Origin of the sequence: Polyangium spumosum (assembly GCF_009649845.1) — a bacterium.
GTDB classification, from domain to species: domain Bacteria; phylum Myxococcota_A; class Polyangia; order Polyangiales; family Polyangiaceae; genus Polyangium; species Polyangium spumosum.
In genome coordinates this window covers 600,485-622,817 of record NZ_WJIE01000002.1, presented here as the reverse complement: position 1 = coordinate 622,817, position 22,333 = coordinate 600,485, and the positions used below count along the sequence as shown (strand labels likewise).

General features: G+C 69.5%; 22 protein-coding genes. 11 read left to right on the top strand and 11 right to left on the bottom strand.

Features of this window, described 5'->3' with window-relative positions:
* Positions 1-32: 32 nt before the first annotated feature.
* Together GF068_RS08470 and GF068_RS08465 are read right to left on the bottom strand one after the other, a co-directional pair.
* Entirely contained in the window at positions 33-779 is a 747-nt protein-coding gene (locus tag GF068_RS08470) for a hypothetical protein (RefSeq protein ID WP_153818802.1), read from the bottom strand.
* Entirely contained in the window at positions 770-2,926 is a 2,157-nt protein-coding gene (locus GF068_RS08465; protein ID WP_153818801.1) for a serine/threonine-protein kinase, read from the bottom strand. Before GF068_RS08465 ends, GF068_RS08470 begins: the two co-directional genes overlap by 10 nt.
* A gap of 26 nt (positions 2,927-2,952) precedes the next feature.
* Between GF068_RS08465 and GF068_RS08460 the strand changes: the two genes are divergently transcribed.
* Together GF068_RS08460 and scpB are read left to right on the top strand one after the other, a co-directional pair.
* Entirely contained in the window at positions 2,953-4,182 is a 1,230-nt protein-coding gene (locus GF068_RS08460) for a segregation and condensation protein A (protein WP_338046288.1), read from the top strand.
* Complete coding sequence (scpB, locus tag GF068_RS44930) at positions 4,172-5,761, top strand: SMC-Scp complex subunit ScpB (RefSeq protein WP_240806741.1); 1,590 nt, start codon at positions 4,172-4,174, stop codon at positions 5,759-5,761. Before GF068_RS08460 ends, scpB begins: the two co-directional genes overlap by 11 nt.
* Before the next feature lie 17 nt (positions 5,762-5,778).
* Here scpB and GF068_RS08450 read toward each other — a convergent pair whose 3' ends face one another.
* Positions 5,779-6,129 (bottom strand): helix-turn-helix domain-containing protein, encoded by a 351-nt coding sequence (locus tag GF068_RS08450; protein ID WP_153818800.1) that lies wholly within the window; start codon positions 6,127-6,129, stop codon positions 5,779-5,781.
* Between the two features lie 58 nt (positions 6,130-6,187).
* Between GF068_RS08450 and GF068_RS08445 the strand changes: the two genes are divergently transcribed.
* Together GF068_RS08445 and GF068_RS08440 are read left to right on the top strand one after the other, a co-directional pair.
* On the top strand, positions 6,188-7,696 hold the full coding sequence (locus tag GF068_RS08445) for a lamin tail domain-containing protein (RefSeq protein WP_153818799.1): 1,509 nt from the start codon (positions 6,188-6,190) through the stop codon (positions 7,694-7,696).
* A 367-nt stretch (positions 7,697-8,063) separates the two neighbouring features.
* Positions 8,064-8,726 carry a helix-turn-helix domain-containing protein gene (locus GF068_RS08440; protein ID WP_153818798.1) on the top strand — a complete coding sequence of 221 codons (663 nt, stop codon included), beginning with the start codon at positions 8,064-8,066 and terminating at the stop codon, positions 8,724-8,726.
* A 68-nt stretch (positions 8,727-8,794) separates the two neighbouring features.
* Here GF068_RS08440 and GF068_RS08435 read toward each other — a convergent pair whose 3' ends face one another.
* The 4 genes from GF068_RS08435 to GF068_RS08420 all read right to left on the bottom strand — a co-directional run bounded on the left by GF068_RS08435 (position 8,795) and on the right by GF068_RS08420 (position 11,657).
* The gene (locus GF068_RS08435; RefSeq protein ID WP_153818797.1) at positions 8,795-9,121 is read right to left on the bottom strand and encodes a hypothetical protein; all 327 of its coding nucleotides are present in this window, start codon (positions 9,119-9,121) and stop codon (positions 8,795-8,797) included.
* A 13-nt stretch (positions 9,122-9,134) separates the two neighbouring features.
* Positions 9,135-9,356 carry a hypothetical protein gene (locus GF068_RS08430; RefSeq protein ID WP_153818796.1) on the bottom strand — a complete coding sequence of 74 codons (222 nt, stop codon included), beginning with the start codon at positions 9,354-9,356 and terminating at the stop codon, positions 9,135-9,137.
* Between the two features lie 203 nt (positions 9,357-9,559).
* Positions 9,560-10,945 (bottom strand): TldD/PmbA family protein, encoded by a 1,386-nt coding sequence (locus GF068_RS08425; RefSeq protein WP_153818795.1) that lies wholly within the window; start codon positions 10,943-10,945, stop codon positions 9,560-9,562.
* 40 nt (positions 10,946-10,985) lie between these two features.
* Complete coding sequence (locus tag GF068_RS08420; protein ID WP_153818794.1) at positions 10,986-11,657, bottom strand: hypothetical protein; 672 nt, start codon at positions 11,655-11,657, stop codon at positions 10,986-10,988.
* Positions 11,658-11,896: 239 nt separating this feature from the next.
* Between GF068_RS08420 and GF068_RS08415 the strand changes: the two genes are divergently transcribed.
* From GF068_RS08415 to larB, 4 genes are read left to right on the top strand one after another with little or no spacing between them, the layout of a single operon-like run.
* Positions 11,897-13,162: an AAA family ATPase gene (locus GF068_RS08415; RefSeq protein ID WP_153818793.1), complete on the top strand. Its 1,266-nt coding sequence runs from the start codon at positions 11,897-11,899 to the stop codon at positions 13,160-13,162.
* Entirely contained in the window at positions 13,162-13,845 is a 684-nt protein-coding gene (locus tag GF068_RS08410) for a retron system putative HNH endonuclease (protein WP_153818792.1), read from the top strand. The genes GF068_RS08415 and GF068_RS08410 overlap by 1 nt, the downstream gene beginning before the upstream one ends.
* A gap of 5 nt (positions 13,846-13,850) precedes the next feature.
* Positions 13,851-14,363 carry a DUF1579 family protein gene (locus tag GF068_RS08405; protein ID WP_170319361.1) on the top strand — a complete coding sequence of 171 codons (513 nt, stop codon included), beginning with the start codon at positions 13,851-13,853 and terminating at the stop codon, positions 14,361-14,363.
* 57 nt (positions 14,364-14,420) lie between these two features.
* Positions 14,421-15,206, top strand: a complete 786-nt coding sequence (gene larB, locus GF068_RS08400; RefSeq protein WP_153818790.1) for a nickel pincer cofactor biosynthesis protein LarB — start codon at positions 14,421-14,423, stop codon at positions 15,204-15,206.
* Here larB and GF068_RS46930 read toward each other — a convergent pair.
* Positions 15,191-15,424: a hypothetical protein gene (locus GF068_RS46930; protein ID WP_338046287.1), complete on the bottom strand. Its 234-nt coding sequence runs from the start codon at positions 15,422-15,424 to the stop codon at positions 15,191-15,193. The two genes, larB and GF068_RS46930, sit on opposite strands and share 16 nt — an antisense overlap.
* Positions 15,425-15,433: 9 nt before the next feature.
* Between GF068_RS46930 and larC the strand changes: the two genes are divergently transcribed.
* Complete coding sequence (gene larC / locus GF068_RS08395) at positions 15,434-16,657, top strand: nickel pincer cofactor biosynthesis protein LarC (protein ID WP_338046286.1); 1,224 nt, start codon at positions 15,434-15,436, stop codon at positions 16,655-16,657.
* Positions 16,658-16,671: 14 nt separating this feature from the next.
* Here the strand turns inward: larC and trxA are convergent, their stop codons facing one another.
* Positions 16,672-17,313, bottom strand: coding sequence for a thioredoxin (gene trxA / locus GF068_RS08390; protein WP_153818789.1), 642 nt, complete (start codon positions 17,311-17,313; stop codon positions 16,672-16,674).
* 103 nt (positions 17,314-17,416) lie between these two features.
* Between trxA and corA the strand changes: the two genes are divergently transcribed.
* Entirely contained in the window at positions 17,417-18,577 is a 1,161-nt protein-coding gene (corA, locus tag GF068_RS08385) for a magnesium/cobalt transporter CorA (protein ID WP_338046285.1), read from the top strand.
* Between the two features lie 97 nt (positions 18,578-18,674).
* On the top strand, positions 18,675-19,745 hold the full coding sequence (locus tag GF068_RS08380; RefSeq protein WP_153818788.1) for an ADYC domain-containing protein: 1,071 nt from the start codon (positions 18,675-18,677) through the stop codon (positions 19,743-19,745).
* A gap of 4 nt (positions 19,746-19,749) precedes the next feature.
* Here GF068_RS08380 and GF068_RS08375 read toward each other — a convergent pair whose 3' ends face one another.
* Together GF068_RS08375 and GF068_RS08370 are read right to left on the bottom strand one after the other, a co-directional pair.
* Complete coding sequence (locus GF068_RS08375; protein ID WP_338046284.1) at positions 19,750-20,937, bottom strand: DUF790 family protein; 1,188 nt, start codon at positions 20,935-20,937, stop codon at positions 19,750-19,752.
* A gap of 10 nt (positions 20,938-20,947) precedes the next feature.
* Complete coding sequence (locus GF068_RS08370) at positions 20,948-22,318, bottom strand: DEAD/DEAH box helicase family protein (protein ID WP_153819143.1); 1,371 nt, start codon at positions 22,316-22,318, stop codon at positions 20,948-20,950.
* Between the last annotated feature and the right edge of the window lie 15 nt (positions 22,319-22,333).

Below are 22,333 nucleotides of genomic sequence, written 5' to 3'. Positions count from 1 at the left end.
CCGATCTCGCGCGGACGCGTCAATTCCCTGTTTTAAAGCGCGATACGGTAGGCCACCAGCAACCCGAACTCCAGCATGTCCACCCGACCCGACAGTGACGCGCTGTCACCCGTGGGCGCTTGTTTTGGCTCCGTCGGCAAGAACCAGCTCGCGTAACGCAGCGTCGTTCCGAGCGACCAGTTCGGGGCCACGGTCCACTCGCCGCCGATGGCCAGGCCCGCCGCGAGGCCCTCGGTCGAGAGCGCCGCGGCGCGCGGGCCGACGAAGGCCGTGTCCGCCCAGGGATCGCGATCCGAGGCCACCGTCCAGGCGTCGCGGATGATCACCGCGCCGAGCGTCACGCCGCCCCACCACTCCCACTTGTCGCTCTGGATGCCGTAATAACGCGCTTGCCCCTCGACGAGGAAGTAGCTGCGATCGTGCTCGCGCTCGAGCTCGGCGGCGCCGGGCGCCGTGCCGCTGAGGAGCGACTGCGCCCAGGCGATGCTCGCGCCGAGGCCGAAGCGGCCGATGCGGTACTGGTTGAAGACGCCGAGCGAGAAGCTCGTCTCGCCCTTCTCGCAGCTCGTGCGCGAGCGCGGGCACACGTTCGCCGCGGGCAGGCTGATCAGCCCCGCGTTCACCGAGACCAGCGTGTGCGTGTAGTCCTGCTCCAGCGCCGCCGACGCGCGCCGCGCCGCCGCAGACTCCTTGCTCTGCGCGCTCGCGAGCGACGGAGACACGAGCCACGTGAGCGCGGCGGTCGAGATCACGAGCGCGACCGGGAGCCTCAAAGCCATGGTCCACCGGTCGGTGTGGGCGGTGGATCGGTCGTCGGCAAGGGCGGCGGCGTGGGCGGAAGGACGGGGCCGTCCTGGCCCGTCGGTTTGCCCGTCGGGGCGTTCGTCGGGGACGTCGTCGTCGTCGGCGCCGGAGGTATGCCCGAAGGTTGCGGCGGGCTCGGGGCCGAGGCGCTCGGCTGGGGTTTTTCGTCCTTGCCCGTGGGGCGCGGCGGCGGGAGGCGGCCCTGGGGGCGTGGATCCGGGGAGAGCACGCGTGGCGCGTCGTTCGACGTGGGCGTGAGCTCCGGGCCGGGCTTCGACGCGAGCTCGGCGACGAGGTGCTGCGCGGTCGTGAGTGAGGGGTTCAGCGAGACGGCGATGCGGGCGAGGTGGAGCGCCTCCTCGGCGTCACCCGCGTACTTGCGGCCGAGCGCGCTCGTGACGAGGCGCTCGGCGGCCTCGCGGCGCAGCTCCTTCACGCGTGCATCGCCGGGCCAGCGCGCGTGCGCGGCCTCGAGGATCTCCTTCACGTTGTCGCCGGGCGGCGCGTCCCAGGCCTGGCGCTTCATGGCCTCCCGCGCGGCTTCGAGCCGGCCGTCGAGCGAGTCGGCCGACGGCGCGCCGACGAGGCCGAGGCGCTTGCCGCCCACGACGGCCACGAGCGGCACGGCCGTCAGGCACAGGACGAGCGCCACGATCCGCGTGAGCCGCGCGCGGCGCTTCGTGCCTTCCGGCGGCGGCGTGGAGAGCGGCGTCTCCGTGCCTTGCATCGTCGACTCGTGCGCGAGCGGGGCCGCGGGCGACACGTGTGCTTCCGCGTCGTCGACCGGGTCTTCGTCGTCGTCGCCGGAGGCGCGTGACGTGGCGTGGCTCGAAGGTGGAGCGGCCTTCGCCTCGTCGGCCTCGATCGCAGGCGCCGAGGTCGCTCCGATCGGCGCGGGTGAGCTCTCGGGATCGTCCTCGATCCGCGACGAGATCGGCATCGGCGTCGCCTCTGCGCCTGCGGCCACGCCGCCGATCCTCGCGGCGAGGTCCGTGGAGAGCTCGAGCGATTTCGTGCGCTCCTTCGAGGGCAACTTCACCGCGCCCTTTCGCGCGAAGAGCAGGTTCGACCGGGCGAGCTCGTCGGGGTCGAGGCCACTCTGCCGCGCGGCGGCGTAGAGCTCCTTGCCGAAGGCGCGCGCGTCTTTCGCCCGTGCCTCCGGCTTCTTCGCGAGGTTCTGCATGATCACCGCGGCGAGCGGCGCGGGCACGTAACTCGCGCGCGGGATGCTCCGCAGATCGGGCGGCGGATCGTGCGTGTGCTGGATCAGGAGCTGCACGGGCGAGTCGCCTTCGAAGGGCGTCCGGCCGGCGAGGCACTGGTAGAGGATCGTCGCGATCGAGTAGACGTCGGCCGCGGGGCTCACGGGTTTGCCCTCGGCGCCCTCGGGCGAGATGTACTTCGCCGTGCCGAAGATCAGGCCCGCCTGCGTGGCCATCGAGCCCTGACGATCGGCCCAGTCGAGGCGGGCGATGCCGAAGTCGAGGACCTTCACGAAGTCGGGGTCGTCGCCGCGGCGGACGAGCATCACGTTCTCGGGCTTGAGATCGCGGTGCACGATGCCCTGCGCGTGGGCCTCGCCGACGGCGTCGCAGATCTGCAGCGCGATGTGCATCGCGCGCGCCAGGGGCAGCGCCGAGGGCTCTCCGCCCGCGCCCGACGCGGCGAGCGCGGAGAGCAACGACATGCCGTCGAGGTGCTCCATCACGAGGTACATCTCGCCGCCCGTGCGGGGATCACCGCGCTGCGGGATCGTGCCGGTCATGAGGACCGAGACCACGCCGGGGTGGGCGAGGCGGCTCGCGATCTTGGCCTCGCGGTGGAAGCGGGCGACGAGCTCGGCGTTGCCGCTGAGCTCGCGGTGGAGGATCTTCACGGCGACGTCGCGCTCGATGCCGGCCTGGAAGGCGCGGTAGACGCGGCCCATCGAGCCGATGCCGATGAGGTGCTTGACGCGGATTTGCCCGCTGAGCTCGAGGCCCGCGTAGGGGTCGACCTCGGGGCTCGAGAGCGAGGGCCCCTTCACGTTCACGAGGGGCGTGCCGTCCTGCGGGCAGAAGAGGACATCCGCGTCGTAGCGCTCGCCGCACGACGGGCAACTCTTCGTGGGGGACGGGGTCATCGGCGGGACGAGTGTAGCAGGAACGCGTGGATCCCACGCGGCCTCCGGATTACCGTCCCGGCCAGGTGAGCAAGGCGAGGGCGAGCGCAGCGGGGAAGACCCAGGCGAAGGCGAAGGCCACGCCTCCGCCCGCGCCCACGCCGATCCGCGAGGTGCCGGCCGAGGCGGTCGAGACGAACGACAACGCCTACCGCGTCGCCTTGCCTCAGTTCGAGGGCCCGCTCGACCTCCTGCTGCACCTGATCCAGCAGCACGAGCTCGATATCCTCGACATCCCCGTGAGCTTCATCACGCAGAAGTATCTCGACTACCTGTCGATGATGCGGGCGCTGTCGATTGATCTGGCGAGCGAGTACCTCGTGATGGCGGCGACGCTGATTCACATCAAGTCGAAGATGCTCTTGCCGGTGGTGCCCAAGGATCAGGACGGGGATGGGCTGCCGGAGGAGGAGGTCGATCCGCGGGAGGAGCTCGTCCGTCGGCTGCTCGAGTACCAGAAGTACAAGGCCGCGGCGGCGGACCTCGCGGAGCGCGGGACGCTCGGCAAGGACATCTTCCCGCGCGGGACGCCGGAGGCCACGCCGGAGGGGCCCGCGCCGTTCGCGCCCGTCGGCGTGTTCTCGCTGTTTGATGCGCTGGAGAAGCTGCTCAAGCGCACGAACGTGAAGATCGAGCACGAGGTCAACTTCGATCGGATCAGCATCACCGATCGGATCGTGCAGCTCACGGAGCGGCTCTCGGGGCGCCGGCGCGCGACGTTCGAGGAGCTCGTGCTCGACGACCCGGCGCGGAAGGGCGCGGCGCTGACGAAGTTCGACATCGTGATCACGTTCCTCGCGATCCTGGAGATGGCGAGGATGAAGCTCCTGCGGATCTACCAGTCGGACCCGCTCGCGACGATCCACCTCGAGCTGTCGATGAAGGCGGGGGGGAGCGACGAGGGGGAAGAGCGGAACGAGGCCGGCGAAGAGCGGAACGAGGCCAGCGAAGAGCGGAACGAGGCCGGCGAAGAGCGGAACGAGGCCGGCGAAGAGCGGAACGAGGCCGGCGAAGAGCGGAACGAGGCCAGCGAAGAGCGGAACGAGGCCGGCGAAGAGCGGAACGAGGCCGGCGAAGAGCGGAACGAGGCCGGCGAAGAGCGGAACGAGGCCGGCGAAGAGCGGAACGAGGCCGGCGAAGAGCGGAGCGAGACCGGCGAAGAGCGGAACGGCGTTGGCGCGCAAGACGGAGAGCCCGAGGTGAACGATGGCGACTGACGGCGGCTCGAAGCGGCGAGGCAAGTTGCGGCTCGTGCCGCAGCCGCAGCCGCAAGAGGAGGCCCCGCCGGACAGCGATTCGCCCGAGCGGCTCCGCCGCGCGGCATGGGCATGGTTCCGCCCGAAGCCGGCCGAGACGGAGCCGGTCGCGGAAGCGGAAGCGGAGCCGGTCGCGGAAGCGGAGGCGGAAGCGGAGGCGGAGCCGGTCGCGGAAGCGGTCGCGGAGCCGGTCGCGGAAGCGGAAGCAGCAGCGGAAGCGGAGCCGGAAGCGGCAGCGCCGACGGAAGCGGCAGCGCCGGCGGAAGCGCCGGCGGAAGCGGAGGCGGCGCCTCCGGCCGAGACGGCCGAGCCCAAACGCAAGCGCGCGCCTCGCAAGCCGAAGCCCGCGCCGCTCTCGCGCGTCGAGCGGTTTCGTTCGCTCGCGGCGGCGTTTTTCCGTGCGCAGCGCCTCGTCGCGAAGGTGTCCCCGACGGGGGCGACGGGTGGCTCGGACGGCGCTTCGGCCGAGCACGAAGAGAACACCACCCAGGCGAGCGGAGCCGTCGCCCGCGCGCATCTGAAGGGTGTGCTGGAGGCTTTGATCTTCGCGTCCGAGCACCCGATGACGTCACGCGACCTCGCGCGTGTGGCGAAGGCCGAGCACCGCCTCGTGGTCGCGCTGCTCGGCGAGCTCGGGGCCGAGTATCGGAACCGTGGGATCCGGCTCGACGAGGTCGCGGGCGGGTATGTGTTCCGGACGAGCCCTGCGTTCGCGCCGTTCGTGCGCGAGCAGGTCGCGAAGAAGCCGGTCAAGATGACACGCGCGCAGGTCGAGACGCTGGCGATCGTCGCGTATCGGCAGCCGATCACGCGGCCGGAGATCGACGACGTGCGCGGCGTGGACTCGGGCGCGGTGCTCAAGTCGTTGCTCGAGCGCGACCTCGTGCGGATCCTGGGCAAGAAGGAGGAGCCGGGGCGGCCGATGCTCTACGGCACGACGGCGTCGTTCCTGGAGTTCTTCGGCCTGAGCAAGCTCTCCGACCTGCCGACGTTGCGCGAGTTCACCGAGCTCACGGACGAGTCGCGGCGGGCCTACGAGCGCGAGATGGGCGAGGAGCCGCCGGACGCGGCGGTCGCCTTCACGGACACGAGCGCCGCCGCGGCCGATGGTGGTTTGATGGGCGGCGAGGGAAACTTCACCACTCGCTTGACGCCGCCCGAGGCAGAGAGCGGTGCAGGTGACGAGTTCGCATTCACAGGCGAGGACCGGACGCAGACGGAGAGCGGCGGGGAGGAAGCGATGAGCGACGTGCAAGCAACGAGCGACGAGTGGGCCGAGAAGGAAGAGACCGAGGAGCGCTTGGCCGCCGAGGACGAGGACGAGCCCGAAGAGGACGAGGACGAGGACGAAGACGAGGACGAGGACGAGGACGAGGACGAGGACGAGGACGAGGACGAGGACGAGGACGAAGACGAGGACGACGAGGACGACGAGGACGAAGACGAGGACGAGGACGAAGACGAGGACGACGAGGACGAGGACGAGGACGACGAGGACGACGAGGACGAAGAGGACGAGGACGAAGACGAGGACGAGTAGTCCTCGGTCGCTTCAGGTCATGTCGTTCCGGCGTCGTCCGCCGGGTCCGGGTAGGCTTCGGCGAGCTTGCCGACCTCGCGGCGCAGCTCGGCGTGGGCCACGAGCTTCCGTACGAGCTTCCACGTCTCGGGATCCGCGAGCACGGCCATCGGCGACGCCGCCACGGCAGCGCGCCTCGGCTTGCGTACGATCGCCCCTCTTCCCTTGCTCCTGAGCTCCTCCATCTTCGTGACGAAGCGCTTCGTCGGGAACAGGTCGCCGCGCTCCCACGCGAGCACGGTCTCCTGCTCGAGCCCGAGCGCCGCCGCGAGCTCCTTCGCCGTGCAATCGAGCTCCTTGCGGAGCGCCTTGATGTCATCGGGCGTCATGGGCGCGTAAACGTACCAATTTCACGCAACCGGCGGAGCCCTCGGTCGATGTTCCGGCATGCAAAAGGTCGCATGCCTCCTGCTCGCCACCCTCGCCGCTTGTCGGCCCGACCTCCCCCTCGCCGAGCTCCGCCCCGGCTCCCCGGGCAAGGCCGAAGGGATCTCGGTCGCCTTCGAGCCCGAAGCGCCCACCACGGCGGCGCCCCGCGTGCTCCGGGTCCACGTCGCCGCGGAGCAGGCGCTCGACGAGGCGCGGCTCTTCCTGGTGCGAGGCGAGGTGCGGGAGAGCCACCTCAAGCAGATCGAGCGGGACGACATCTCGAAGACGCTCGCCGCGCGGTTCGTGCCGAGCTTGTTCTGGCGGGAGGACGACGGGTCCGTGGTGCTCGCGCCGACGGCGCCGCTCGAGCCAGGCGAGACGTACGCGGTGGCGAGCGGGGAGCCGCGGGCGAGCGTGCATTTCGTGGTCGAGGCGGCCGAGGTGGCGCCCTTGCTCACGCGCGTGTGGCCGCCGGCCGAGTCGCCTCGGGCGGGCCTGTTCGGGCTTTATTGTGGCGACGTGGCGCTGCCCGAGGTGACGATCGAGGCCACGCTCGCGCCGGAGGGGCCGCTCGGCGTGTTTTCGCGTGGGGTCGCGCCGGGGGGCGCGGGCCGTGATTGCTTGCGCTTCGGGGGCCGAGGGCTCGCCGCGGACGGGGGGCCCTGGGTGCCGCCGCCTTTCGTGGGGATCCCCGGCCTGCCCGGGCCTCTGCGGCTCGATCCGTATCCCTTCGGGGGCGCGGGGGCGGAGCTCGGCGAAATCATGGAGGTGCAGCCGGACGAGGCGCCGCTCGAATGCGCGGCCTTCGAGGTCCCGTTCGGGCCGGGGTGCGTGGAGGTGCTGGACGATCGGCTGCGCGGCCGCGCGCCCGGGGCGGCGCTGTTATGGGGCGTCGCGGGGGAGGGGCTCGACGTGGTGATGGCGACGGAGAAAAACGAGCGATTCGTCCTCGGGGGATTGCCCGCGGACCGGGTGATCGCGCTGGACGTCACGACGATCGACGCGCACGGACGGGCGCGGCGGATGGCATTTTCTGCGACCACCCTGCCGCCGATGCCGCACGTCGTCTTGAACGAGGTGATGGCCAATCCGCTCGGGCCGGAGCCGGATCAGGAGTGGGTCGAGCTCTACAATGACGGGGCCGTGGAGGCGGCGCTCGGCGAGCTCGTGCTCCGCGATATCGGGGGCGAGACGCCGCTGCCGGAGGTGACGCTCCCGCCCGGGCGATTCGCGGTGGTGGTGAACGAGACGTTCGTGCCGGACGACGAGATCGACGTGCCTCCGGCCGAGGACGCCATCGTGGTGCGTGTGCCCGCGCTCGGGAAAAACGGACTCGGAAATGGAGGAGAGAGCGTTCGCCTGCTCGATACGCGTGGTCGCATTCTTTCAAAGTTTCCCGCGATTCCGAAGCCGAAGGCTGGTCAAAGCGTGATACGGCGGTCACCCGACGCACCAGATGGAGTGAGCGATTCTTTCCTGCTTGCTGTGCCCACGCCTGGTGGGGTGAACGCGGCGTCATTCCCTTGACTACGGAAAAACCGTGCTCGGGGGTGGCCGTGATGGAGAAGGCGTCTTACTTGCCTAGGAGAATGAACGTTCCTTGCCTGTACAGACGGGCGGGGACGTCCGAGGGAGCGAACGAGCGGTGTCATTCCTACATCGGAGCCAGCGGCCTCAACCTTGCTGAACCAGTGAAAAGGAAGCTGGGGAGGCCCGAGCAAAGCAAGGACTGGAGTCGGGGCCTCGGGTGGGCTAGTTAACAAAGCCCGCACCTTCGCAAAAAAGTGCTAGGTTTGGATACAAAGAGCAACAGGGTGGGGGGCCACCCGCTGGTGTGGTCTGCTGGTCCGGAGGGCTGGACGGGTTGGCACACCTTTCGCGTGGAGTTCGGACGATGGCCGGAGTACGGGGAGAGAAACTGCTGACCGCGTCCGACCTCGCAGCGCTGTGCGAGGTCGATCTGAAGACCATCCATAACTGGGTGGATCGTGGCCGGATCGCACATTTTCGCACGCCAGGCCGGCATCTGCGTTTTCGTGCGGCCGACGTGGCGGAGTTCCTGCGAGCTTGGGGCTACAGCGTGCCCCGTGAGCTCGCGCGGGCGAGCGCGAAGAGCGGGCTCGTGGTGGGCTCGAAGGACACGCTCGCTCATGTCACCCGCGCGCTCGGGGATATGATGCCGCTCCGGGACGTGAAGCATCCATACGATGCCCTCGTCCTGGCGGGATCGGACCCTCCGGACGTGTTCATCGTGGACGCGAAGGCGATCTCGACGGACGTCGACGTGGCCCACTGGATGGAAGCGCTCGAGCGAGCCTGTCGGGAAGCACGTTTCGTCGTGCTCAGCGACGAAACGACGGGGCTGCCGGCCTTCGCGACGCGCGTGGGGCGTACGGACGCGCAAGGCCTGCGGACCTTGCTCGTGCCCGAGCCCGTCGCGCCCGTAGCCGCGCCGGGCGCCGTGCCCGCCGCAGCCGCCGCGAATGCAAACGAGCCGGCAGGAGCCGCACAAGCAGAGGAGCTCCCGCCACGCGCGGCGGGTGGTTCGTCTCGCTAGAGCGTGGGGGTCATGTCATCGAGGGCCAGGGCCGCGCCGTCCAGGGCTGGACGGCGCGGCCTCAGGGCTCAGCGGCGAGCCGAGCCGTCTCGCTCGCACGAGTCGAGATCGAGGTAGTCATCCGCGCACGCGAGGGCGGCCTCGTCGAAGACGTTGTTCCCGAGCGCGCAGTCGGACTTCCTCATGATGCAGTCGTGGAGGTCGTCGAATTTGTTCGTACATCCGTAGATGTCCGCCTTGTCGAGCCTCGACTCGTACGTGATCACGCACTCGTCGTAGTTCTCGGCGCTGCAGCCATTGCAGTCGCACTTGACGTCGCAGTACTCGGTCGCCGGGGAGGCGCAACCTACCGCGGTCAAGCTCAATGCGAGGCAGGCGAGGATTGCTCGTGTCATTTGCATCGTTCCGTCACCTTCTCTTGCTGATGCACTCTTGGAGGCGGTTCGCCTCGGCGTTGCAATCGTCGCCGGGGCCGAAATTGTTGTTCGAGCAGCGCGAGCGATCGTCGGTGCAGGCCACGAAGTCCTCCCAGAAATCGCCGCAGTCGTAGGTGTAGGCGACGTCCTCGGCGGTCTCCGAGTCGACCACACACGCGTCCAGGTCGGCGTCGTTGCCGCCTTCGCAATCCATTTTGGCGGAGCACAGCGCTCCATAGGGAGCACATCCCCCGAGCCCAGCGCCTGCCGTCAAGAGGAGGGCCGCCAGGCCCAAAGTTTGATGAAGGCTTCTCATCGTTCGAATCTCCAACCTCCGGGCCGGAGACTACGAGAAATTCCACGTCCGTGCGCGTCAAATTTGCCGCGTAGACGTGCTTTCCAGCGATTTCGCCCGGCTCAGGACGAGCCGGCGATCGTCATCGAAGAAATTCGCAGCGTGGGCGAAGCGGTGGAGCTGCGCAGATCGAGGTCGTCGCCGACGGCGTCGATGCGCTGCCAGAGCTGATCGAGGTTCAGCGAGATGGTCACTTCGCTGACCGGGAACGCGAGCTCGCCGTTTTCAATCCAGAACCCGGCCGCGCCGCGCGAGAAGTCACCCGTGACGGGGTTGTAGCCAAAGCCCATCATCTCCGTGACGTAGAGGCCACGCGGGGTGCCCTTGACGATGTCCGCGGCCTTCGTCTGCGTGGGCAGGAGCATGAAGTTCGAGGTGGAAGGGCCAACGCCGCCGCCACCCCCACGCGAGGCGCTGCCCGTGGGCGAACGGCCGAGCTTGCGGCCGCTGTAGCTGTCGCAGAGGTAGGTCCGGAGGACGCCCTGCTCGACCACGAGGTTCTTGCGCGCCGCGAGGCCCTCGCCGTCGAAGGGGCGCGAGCCAGGGGCACGAAGGACGAGGGGGTCGTCGACGATGGTGACGAGGTCACTCGCGACCCGGCTGTCCTCACGGCCGACGAGGTAACTCGACTTGCGCCAGACGGAGCTGCCCATGATGGCGCCGGCGAGCAGGCCCAGGATCGCGCGCGCCGCGTCGGGGTCGAAGACGACCGGGGCCTCGCACGTGGGGACCTTGCGGGCGCCGAGCTTGCGCAAGGTGCGGCGCGTGGCCTCGCGGCCGACGACCTCGGGCGCGTCGAGCGCGTCGAGGTGGCGCTTGGCCGTCCAGTGAAAGCCGCGGCGCTTCTTGCCGCCCTCGTCGTCGGCCACGGGGGAGACGACGAGCGAGGCATACGAGCCCGCATACCCGCCCGTGAAGCCACCCGAGAGCACGAGCGCGAAGACGCCGGCGGTGCGGCTGAAGGTGGCGCCGTCGCTGTTCGTGATACGAGGGTCGGCGTCGCGGGCGGCCTGCTCGCCGCGGCGGGCGATGTCGATGGCCTCGGCCGCCGTGACGTCGCCGCCCTTGGGGTCGTAGAGCTCGAGGTCGGGGAAGGGGCCCTTCGAGATGAGCGAGGGATCCGCCGGGCCGGCGAAGGGGTCTTCCTGGGAGATGTCGACGAGCTCGAGGGCGTCGCGGACGAAGCGGTCGATGCCGCGGGCGGTGAGGTCCGAGGTGGAGGTGAGGGCGACGCGGCCCTGCTTGATGACGCGCATGCCGAGGCTCTTGTGGGAGGCCTCCTCGACGAGCTCGGGTTCGCCGAGGCGAACCTTGGTGCTGAGCTCGGAGCCGGAGCGCGCGATGGCCTCGGCGACGTCGGCGCCGCCCGCGCGGGCGCGGCGGACGACGTCCGCGGCGAGGTTCTTCAACTCATCGATCTCGGTCTCGAGCCGGTTCGGCGCCGTCATCGTGGGGGCAGAGCGTGGTGGACAACCGGACGCTCGTCAATCAGCGAGGCCCGCGGGTCCGACCAAGAAAACGCGGCGGCTCGTCCGAGGCGGGATCAGGCGGCAAAACCTCGGGCAGAGGCCGTCCGGGGCGTGCGTGCAGCGGCAAAGGAGCGGCGCCGCGGCCTTCGATCGTTGACAACGTCCGCGCGGTGAAGACGGCGCCGGCGACGAGCAAGGCGTCCATCCAGAGGATGGCGTAGCCGAGCGGGCTGCCCGGGAGCGGGCGGGTGCCGAAGTCGCTCTGGACCTGGTCGTAGCTGGCGTCGACGCCGAAGCGAGCATGCAGCACGACGAGGGGGAGCAAGGCGACGAGGAGCGGGAGGGCCGCGAGCCAGGCGAGGGCGGGGAGAGCGCGTCGCGCGAGGGCGCGGCGGCCCGCGAGGAAGCCGAGGACCGGAGCCGCCGCGTCGAGCAGGACGAGGAGGAGCAGGAGGGCCGAGGGGATGGCGCGGCCGTCGACGAGGTAAGCGAACGACCAGTCGGCGGCGAAGACGGCGAAGTAGGCCGAGACGGGGGCGTAGAGGAAGAGGGCGTAGAGGGCGACGGCGAGGGTGGGGCGATCCCAGGAGGAGGCGCCGGGGCGTTCGTCGGGGCCATCCTCGGGGCGCGCGAGCCAGGCGAGCAGGACGCCGAGGGTGAAGCCGAGGAGAGGGGCGAGGGGGGCGGGCAAAGCGCCGCAACGGTTGCAAGGGGCGGCGCGGCGGTCAAGGCGGGGGTTGCAAGCGTTGCGAAGACGGGCGCGGGGGCCGCGAGGAGGATCGCAAGCGTTGAGGAGGGCGGCTCGGCAGGCGAGGCGGGCGCTTCAAGCGTTGAGACGGGCGGCTCGGCGTTCGGGGCGGCGTTGCAAGCGTTGAAGCAAGCGTTGAGGGAGTCGGGGGCGAACGTCTAGGATGCGGGCCGGTCGCCTCGATGAAGATCCACGCGCTGCACATCGAAAATTTTCGCGGGTTCGAGAAGCTAGACGTCACGTTCCAGCCATCGATGACCGTGCTCATCGGGGAGAACGGGGCGGGGAAGACGGCGCTCTTGGAGGCGCTGGCGGTTACGCTCGGCGGGTTGTTTCTCGGTCTTCCGGGGAAGACGGGGCGATCGATCGACAGGGAAGACGTGCGGCACGTCGTTTACGAGCACGCCGGCATGCTCGATCTGCAGCCGCAGTGGCCGGTGAACGTGAGCGCGAGCGGTACGGTCGACGGCGAACCCTTGGTGTGGTCACGCGACTTGTCACATGACGGAGGGCGCACCACGCGTGTCAAGGCAGCGCCCATCAAGCGCGTGGCCGAGAAACTGGCCCGCGCCGTGAAGGCGGGCAAACCGCGGGCGCTTCCCATCGTGGCGTTCTACGGCACACAGCGTCTCTGGCTCCACAAGAAGGTCACGGAGGCAAAGCGCGGCGTAGGATCACGGTACGACGGGTACGTGGATGCGCTCGATCCGGCATCGAACCACCGTCTCCTCGCCGAGTGGATGTACCAGCAGACGCTCGTGGAACTGCAGAGCGGCAAGCTCGTGCCGCAACTCCACGCAGTGGAGCGGGCCGTCTGCCAGTGCATCGAGGGCACGCAGAGGTTCTACTTCGACGTCAAGACGCAGGACCTGCAGGTTGCGCGTACGGACGGGCGACTCCTGCCCTTCTCGTTCCTCAGCGACGGCTATCGCAACATGGTCGCCCTCGTCGCGGATGTAGCCTGGCGCGCCGCGGTTCTGAACCCGCATCTTGCGGACGCGGCCGCAGAGAAATCGGAGGGGGTGGTGCTGATCGACGAGGTGGATCTGCACCTTCATCCGCGCTGGCAGCGACGTATCCTCGACGACCTCCGCCGCACGTTCCCGAACATCCAGTTCGTCGTGACCACACACTCGCCGCAGGTGATCGCGAGCGTGCATCGTGAGGAGGTGCGGGTCTTCGAGAACAACAAGCTCGTCCCCATGCAGCCCTTCGTGGAAGGCCGGGACACGAACAGCCTGCTCGAAGACGTGTTCGGCGTACCGGAGCGACCGGAGAAAGATCAAGGCGAGATCGACGAGCTCTCGCGGATCCTCGACGACGAGCGGTACGAGGAGGGGCGAGTGCTGCTCGGGCAGCTCGAAGAGCGCCTCGGGCCGGACGATCCCGCGGTGATACGCGCGCGGTGGATCCTGGAGCGCGAGGCGCCGGAGCCCGGAGCCGGTTGATGCTGCGGTTCGCGAAGGGAGCCGCGCCGAAGGTGCTCACCGGATGGCAAGCCACGCCGGGCGCGGACTGGGAGAGCCTCTCCGCCACCCACAAGGACGACGTTCGAGACGCGCTGCTGCGTGATCAAGGGGAACTCTGTGCGTACTGCCAGCGCCGGATCCCCACGAAGGACGGGTACGTGAAGGTCGAGCACTGGCACGCGCAGTCCGCCGAGGAAGAGGCGAAAGGCACGCTGCGGTGGCTCGACATGCTGGGCGTCTGCCTCGGGGATGAAGCGCAGGAGACGGGCGCGAAGGAAGGCGAGCGGCACTGCGATACGGCGAGGGGCAACAAGAAGCTGTTCCTGCACCCCGTCGCCGGGAGAGGCCCCGATCCTCGGGAGCACCTGCGCTACACGTCGGAAGGCGAGGTCCTTCCCTCCACCGGCACGTCGTCTGCGAGGGTGCAGAGTGACATCGACGCCCTCAACCTCAACGCGACGCGGCTGAAGCGCGCGCGACGCGAGATCTTCGACGCGCTCCGAGAGCGCCTCGACAAGCGTAAATTCACGACCGCGGCGTTGAACGCAGAGTACAAGGCGGCGGGCATCCAGCCGGGCGTGCAGAGCCCCACGCAGTGCGAGGTCGTCCGGTACCACCTCAGGCGCTGGGCTCGGCAAAAGAACGTGGAGTTGGGAGGATGATGAACATGACCACCGTGAACCTCGAAACCGAGCCGACGAAGCCGTACGAATCCGACGCCGAGCATCAGCGGCTCGCGCGGCTCGTGGGCGCGTGGCGCGGGACGGCGCAGACCATCATGGGGCCGCCGGGCACGACGCCGATCGAGGCGCCGTGGGAAGGGCGGATCACGACGATCCTCGACGGGCGCTTCGTCCGGTTCACGTACCGCTCGAGCGTCGAGGAGAAGCCGATCGCCGGGGAGATGCTCCTCGCGTTCGAGTCGGGCGAGAAGCTCTGGCGGATCTCGTGGGTCGACAGCTTCCACACGGGGACGGCGATCCTGGTGTCGGTGAGCAAGGAAGGTGGGACGGACATCGACGTTCGGGGCAGCTACTTCGCGGCGCCGGGGCATCCGCACTGGGGGTGGCGCACCGTGGTCGACGACGCGCAGGCCGACAGGCTGGTGATCCGCATGTACAACATCACGCCCGACGGGCAGGAGGCGCCCGGCATCGAGATCACGCTCGCGCGTGGTTGAGCGAGCGGAGGGGCCGTGCGTTGCGCGCGGGCTTCCACCGGGCTAAGGGCTCCCGCGATGGATCCCAGGCGCGTGGAAGAGCTGCTCGAACAGGTGCGACGTGGGGACGTGACGGTCGAGCAGGGGGTCGAGGCGCTCAAGAATCTGCCGTTCCGGGATCTCGGGTTCGCGACCGTCGATCACCATCGCGCGCTCCGGCAGGGCGTGCCGGAGGTGATCTTCGGCGAGGGCAAGAGCGGCGAGCAGATCGCGGGGATCGCCGCCGAGATGGTGCGCGCCGGGACGAACGTGCTCGTGACCCGGATCGACGCAGAGAAGGCGGCGATCGTGGGGCAGCGGGTGCCGAGCTTCCGGTACGCGCCGCTCGCGAGGACGGGGAGCGTGGAGCTCACGCCGCCCGCGAAGAGGCCGTGCGCGCCCGTGGCGGTGGTGACGGCCGGGACGAGCGACAACGAGGTGGCCGAGGAGGCGGCGGAGACGCTCTCCGCGCTGGGGCTCGAGCCGATGCGGATCTACGACATCGGGGTCGCCGGCATCCATCGGCTCTTGCATCGCGTGGAGGATCTCAGGCGCGCGTCGGCGGCGATCGTGTGCGCGGGGATGGAAGGCGCGCTGCCGAGCGTGGTGGGCGGGATGGTGTCGACGCCGGTCGTGGCCGTGCCGACGGCGGTGGGGTACGGGACGTCGCTCGGCGGGTTCACGGCGCTCTTCGCGATGCTGACGTCGTGCGCGTCGGGCGTCGCGGTCGTGAACATCGGCAACGGGTTCGGCGCGGCGATGGTCGTGCACCGCATGATGCCGAAGACCACACAAGCGACCGAGCAGCCTCACAAGGCCGGCTGAACAAGGAGCACGAGCACGTGCACGGACACGGACACGATCACGGGCATGGCCATGGCCATGGCCACGGGCACGACCACGATCACGGGCATGGCCACGTGCATCACGCGCACGATCACGGGCACGCGCATACACACGATCACCCGCATACGCACGCGCATGCGCCCGGGCCCTCGCACGATCACGGGCACGTGCACGGGCACGGCGAGGGGCGAGGGCACGAGCATCCGGTGAGGACGCCGCTGCTCGAGCAAGGAGCAGGGATCGGAAAAATCCTGTTCTTCGACGCGTTCAGCGGCATCGCGGGCGACATGACGATCGCGGCGCTGCTCGACCTCGGCGTGCCGCTGCTCGTGATCGAGCACGCGGTGGCGGCGCTGCCGCTCGAAGGCGTGTTCCTGGAGCGCGGGCACGTGCATCGGAGCGGGATCGTGGCGACCTCGTTCGAGGTGCACGTGGAGACGCCGCAGCCGGAGCGGACGTACGCGTCGATCGACGCGATGCTCGCGAGCGCGCCGCTCGAGCCGGACGTGCAGGCCCTCGCGCGGCGGATCTTCCGGCGGCTCGCCGAGGCCGAGTGCGCGGTGCACCGCATGCCGCTCGACGAGGTGCATTTCCACGAGGTGGGCGCGGTCGACGCGATCGTGGACATCGTCGGCGCGGCCGCGGCGCTCGTGTACCTCGGGGCCGAGGCGCGAGGCGCGCCGCTGCCGATGGGGCGAGGGTTCGTCCGGGCGCGTCATGGGATCCTGCCGCTGCCGCCGCCGGCGACGGTGGAGTGTCTGCGCGGGGTGCCGACGTACGGGGTGGATCTCGACGCGGAGCTCGTGACGCCGACGGGCGCGGCGATCGTGTCGACGGCGGCCGTGCGCTTCGAGCGGTGGCCGTCGTTCGCGCCCGAGCGCGTGGGCTGGGGCGCGGGATCTCGCGAGCTGCCGGATCGGCCGAACCTGCTCCGGGTCGTGCTCGGGACACGCGGCGGCGCGTCGGACGAGCCCACGGTGGGCGCTTCGCACGTGGTGCTCGAGGTGAACGTGGACGACATGACGGGCGAGATGGCGGCGCACGCGATCGAGGCGCTCTTCGCGGCGGGCGCGCTCGACGCGTGGGCCGTGCCGATCACGATGAAGAAGGGGCGCCCGGCGCTGACGATCGCGGCGCTCGCGCCGTCGCCGCAGGCAGACGCGGTGGGCGCGACGTTGCTCAAGGAGACGACGTCGATCGGGCTTCGCAAGATCCCGGTGACGCGGACCGAGCGGCCGCGGCGCACGGTGGCGGTCGACACGGCCTACGGGCGGGTGCGCGTGAAGATCAGCGAGGGGCCGTTTGGTCCGCCGCAGGTGAAGCCGGAGTTCGAGGACTGCGCGGCCGCGGCGAAGACACACGGCGTGGCGCTGCGCGAGGTGATCCAGGCGGCGCTCGCCGCGCTGGAGAACGTCCCCGGAAAGACCTGATCAGGACGGCCGGATCACTCCGGCCGCTCGATCGGCAGGCTCTCGGCTTCCCAGCCGAGGAAGCCGCTCTCCAGGAACGCGATCGGCACGCCGCTCTTGGCGAGCGTCTCGGCGAGGACCTTCGTCTTGTCGCCGGTGCGATCGTAGAGGATCGGCTCGCCCGGCAGCATGTGGAGCTCGGCGAGGCGCGTCTCGATCTCGTCGAGCGGGATGTTGACGGCGCCCGGGATACGCGCGCGGTTGTAGACAGCGGCGTCGCGCGTGTCGACGGGGACGACCTGGCCTTGCTTGAGGAGCTGCGCGAGCTCGACGGCGCGGATCGCGCCTTCGGCCCGCGGGAGGAAGGGATCGAGCAGCTCGCGCAGGCGCGCCTTGCGCACGGCGCCTTGCTCGCCGGCGACGGGGCGGCCGCGGAAGAAGACCATGAAGGTGGGCACCGCCTGCACGCGCAAGGCCTGCGCGAGGCGCTTGCTCTGGTCGATGTTCACCTTGACGAACTTCGCTTTGCCTTCGAGCTCGTGCGAGAGCGCCTCGACCTCGGGGGCCACCGTTTTGCAGGGGCCACACCAGTCGGCGTAGAAGTCGATGAGGACGGGGAGCTCGCTGCGCAGAACCTCGCGCTCGAAATCTTGCTCGGAAATGACGGGGACCGGCATGGGAGGAAGTCCATAGCGAGACTGCGGGCCGATGGCGAGGGGTCTCGCCGTTCGGCTCGCGCGGGCGGCGAAGGGAGGCCCGGCAGGCGGTAGGATGGGCTCCGTGCAGGACACCCACGACGCCCCGCCGCCTTCGTCGAGCGTGGCCACGATGCGCAGGAGGCCGCGGCCGAGCCTGATCCTCTCCAACGAGCCCGCGCCGGGCGCGCCGCCGGGCACGCTGCTCGTCGAGGATCCGAACAAGCCGAAGATGTACCTGATCGACTACGGCCTCGATCACATCGTCGAGCGCTGGATCGACTCGGTCGACGAGGCGATGCCCTACCTGATCGACGACCGCCCGAGCATCACCTGGATCGACGTGCAGGGGATCGGGCACAAGCCGACGTTCGAGCGGCTCGGGGAGGTCTTCGGCATCCACCCGCTCGCGCTGGAGGACGTGGTGAACGTACCGCAGCGGCCGAAGAGCGACGTGTACCCGGGGCAGCAGGTGATCATCTGCCGGATGGCGCAGGCCGACGACAAGGGCGCGCTCGTGACGGAGCAGATCGCGATCGTCTTCGGCAAGGGCTTCGTGCTGACGGTGCAGGAGGAGCCGAGCGCGGACGTGCTAGAGCCGGTGCGCGAGCGCATCCGCAAGGGGCGGCAGCTCATGCGCACGGGCGGCTCGGACTACCTCGCGTATGCGCTCTTCGACGCGATCATCGACGGCTTCTACCCCGTGCTCGAGAAGCTCGGCGACCGGCTCGACGAGATCGAGCTCGACGCGCTACGCGGCAAGGACGGGACGGCGCACCAGATCCACGACGTGAAGCGAGAGTTGCTCTCGCTGCGGCGGACGATATGGCCCCAGCGCGAGGTCGCGAACTCGCTGCTCCGGGACGGATCACCCCACATCCAGGAGCACACGCGGCTCTACCTGCGCGACACGTACGACCACGCGGTGCAGGTGATGGATATGGTCGAGACGTTCCGCGAGGTCGCCTCGGGCCTCATGGATCTGCACCTCTCCGGGGTGTCGAACCGGATGAACGAGATCATGAAGGTGCTCACGATCATCTCGACGATCTTCCTGCCGCTCACGTTCATCGCGGGCGTGTACGGGATGAACTTCGACACGAGGGTCTCGGCCTACAACATGCCCGAGCTCGAGTGGCGTTACGGGTATCCGTTCTCGATCGCGCTCATGCTGCTCAGCGTGGCCGCGCTCTTCGTCTTTTACTGGCGAAAAGGTTGGATCGGGAACCGACGCCGGGAACCGTGAGCGCGAAATCGCGACGCGACGGTTTGCTGCTTCCCTCCGGCCCCGGCGAAACGCTCTCGCGCCCGTGGGCATCTGCGCTCCCAGAGAGGGAAGAAACATGCATTCGTGGATGTCCTGCACGTCCGAGATTGGATGGAGACGCGCCACCGCACGGGCCTCGATCCTGCTGACGATGCTCGCCGGCGCGGCTTGCACGGAGCAGACCGCAGACGAGGAGGAGGAGGTGATCACGTCGGTCCAGGCGCTCAGCACGACGAACGGACTCGCGCTGAACGGGATCGCGCTGAACGGACTCGCGCTGAACGGGATCGCGCTGAACGGGGTCTCTCTCAACGGCCTCGCGCTGAACGGGGTGAAGCTCGAGGGCACGGAGTTCGTCGGCAAGACGGCGGACGGCAAGCCCGTGGCGCCGGAGGCGTTCCTCGGCGCGATCTTCACGGGCATGCTGAGCAACGGGCAGACGATCTCGTTGCGGATCGACGATCGTGTCACGTCGACGCGCCCCGACGTGTTCCTCTACGAGATCTCGTACCTGTCGAACCCGAAGCAGGACGACTGGAAGAGCCTCTGCGGCACGTCGGGCGGCACGCCGCGCCGCGCGATCCCGCTGCCGGGCACCTGGGACTACTCGCAGAAGACCACGACGAGCGGCATGCACCTCCCGTCGGAGACGAGCTTCACCTTCGCGTGCAGGCCGTACGCGATCGCGAAGTGCGTGGAGCTCGGTTACAAGCCCTGGAGCGACGTGACGGAGTGCGCCAAACCGGGCGTCTGCAAGGAGATCCCGGGCACGCTGCTGCACCAGGCGTGCACGCGCATGCTGCGCGCGGATTATTGCGGCGACGGGGTGCCGCACACGCAGGACGGCACGCCGGTCGACGTGTGGGACGAGCTCGGGATCCAGGCGTCGGCGGGCAACGAGTTCGTGTTCGAGGCGGAGTGGACGCCGATGGGCGCGCGTTGCATCGAGCACACGCGCTGGCTCGGCGATACGAGCGGATCGGTGGCGTCGTACGTGAACAAGGTCTGCCCGTCGCGATGGGCGAGCGCGCAGCCGAGCTACGACTGCGGAGGGCCGGGCTCGAAGCTGCGCACGGCGAACGGGTTCTCGGTGCCGCCGCTCGTCCGCTCGTTGATCGGCAACGAGTCGGCGCTGCCGACCGATTGACGTCCTAGCCCTTGCGGCGCAGGCGTTCGAGCACGGCGCGTGGGGACATCGTGGCGCGGTAGACGTAGATCTCGCCGGCCTCGTCCTCGGCGAGCACCTCCTCGCTCACGCGGAGCTGCTTGCCGACGGCGAGGAGGAAACGCGCGGGGAAACCCTTGCGGACGAGCTCGATGCGTCGCCAGACGGCCTGCCGGCTCCAGAAGCCGAAGGCCTCGAGGAAGACCTCCTCGCCGGTCTCTTGGTTGCGGAAGACGAGGTCGGGCACGCACGCGATCTCGCCGGGCAGGGCGAAGATGTGATCGTTGTCGGCGACGATCCACTCCGAGCCGAGGCGCTCGAAGGCCTGCTTGAACACGTCGAGGTCGGGGCCCGTGGAGGGGGCGTCGGCGACGTGCGAGACGAGGCCGTCTTCGGGGGTGATCTCGAGGACGGCTCGCGTGCGCGCCTTGCCCCACGCGAGCTCGGCGTGGACGTGAAAGTCGCGGAACACGAGGACCTGCGGCAGGAACATGGCGAGGCGCAGGCCGTACTTCTGCACGGCGTCGAAGAGGCTCCACGGGCCGTCGAGCGTGATGCGATAGCCCTCGGCGGGTGAGCCCTCGACGACGTGGATGAGGCCGTGGAAACGCGCGGCGCGGAAGAGCCTTCGGTAACGATCGGGGCCCTCGCCGGCGACGCGGATCGTGACGCGCGTGGCCTTGAGCAAGATGGCCTGGGCGAGGCCGAGGTCGTACCGCTCGAGCAGGGCCTCGGGGCCGATCGATCGGAAGGCCTCGAGCCGCTCGTTCTCGCGCAGATCGGCGTAGAGCGCGGCGTCGATCTCGGCGGGGGTTTTTCCGAGGCGGGGGGCGATCTCGGCGAGGACGCTCTCGCGATCGAACTCGCTGCGGACGTCGAGCGCGCGGTGGGCCTTGGCGGCGGCGAGGAAGACTTCGCGGCGGATCTCCTCGGGATCAACGCCGGACGGGACGCTCCACGTGCACGACGCGTCGAGGACCTTGCGCAGGCCCTCGCCGAGCAGGCGTGCGTCGGCCGGGACGGGGACGGCGTCGAGGGCGGCCTCGATCTCGTCGCGGCTCCGGCCGACGCCACTCGCGAGGATGCGGACGAAGTCCTTGGCGAGGTCCTTGGCGAGCTCGGCGTCGTCGCCGCGGAGGTAACGAGGCACGACGCGGCCGCCTTTGCGGCGCACGCGGAGGAGATCACTTGTAAGCAACGTGCTCCCTCCGCTTGTCGCTCGTGTACTGCTCGGCGGTCTTCTCGGCGACGAGCTCGTAGAGCAAGGCGCGTTTGTCCTGTCCCTTGCGCAGGATGCGGCCGAGGCGCTGGACGTGCTCGCGGACCGAGCCGTTGCCGCTCAAGACGATGGCGACGTTGGCTTCGGGGACGTTGACGCCCTCGTTCAGGACCTTGGAGGTGACGACGGCGCCGAGGTCGCCGGTGTTGAAGGCGGCGAGGATCGCGCTGCGCTCTTTCACGCGGGTCTGGTGGGTGATCGAGGGCAGGAGGAAGCGGCGCGAGATCTGGTGGACCGTGGCGTTGTCCTCGGTGAAGACGATCGTGCGGTCGTGCCGGTGGTTGTGGAGCAGGCGCGCGAGGACGTTGATCTTGCCAGGCGCGGCGAGGGCGAGGGCGCGCTGCTTGCGGTAGGCGAGGAAGGCGCGGCGGCCCGCGTCGCTGCGCGAGGAGAGGTAGAGGAAGCGGCTCCAGCCGTCGGGGGAGGACATGCGGATGCCCTCTTCGCGGAGGAAGGCGACGTACTCGCCGCGGGCCGCGTCGTAGGCCTCGCGCTCCTCGGGCGAGAGCGGGACGTTGATCCGTTCGGTCTCGTAAGAAGCGAGGTAGTCGCCGGAGAGCTCGGTGATGTCCTTGCGGTAGACGATGGGGCCGATGAGCTCGTCGTAGGCGCGGCCGTCGGTGCGCTCGGGCGTGGCGGTGAGGCCGAGGCGGAAGGGCGCGATGCTCATGCGCGCGGCGAGCTGGTAGGAGGAGCTCGGGAGGTGATGGCACTCGTCGAAGACGACGAGGCCGAAGCGGCCGCCGAGTCGGTCCATGTGCAGGTGCGCCGAGTCGTAGGTGGTGACGGTGATCGGCTCGACTTCGTGGTAGCCGCCGCCGATGACGCCGATCGCGCGGCCGAAGGCGGCGGCGAGGATGTCGTACCACTGGTTCAAGAGATCGAGCGTGGGCACGACGACGAGCGTGGAGCGCTTGCGGCCCGCGATCGCCATGGTGGCGACGTAGGTTTTTCCGGCGCCGGTCGGCAGGACGACGACGCCGCGGAAGCGATACGCGGCCCACGCGTCGAGCGCCTCGCGCTGGTAAGGGAAGGGCTCGTGGCGCGCGGCGGGCTCGAGGTCGAGCGTGTCGTAGGCGCGCGCGTCGTCGGTGAAAGGAAGCTTTTTCGCGCGGAGCCAGAGCACGAGGTCCGCGTAGGACGAGGCGGGGACGCGGAAGGTGTTCTCACGCGCGTCCCACGTACAAACGGGGGGTAAGCTCGTCGCGTCGTCCGGCGAGAGGCCGTCGAGGCGCACCGTGCCGCCCTGAAAAACGAGGCGGAGGCCGTCGCTCATCATCTCGCGGCGGAC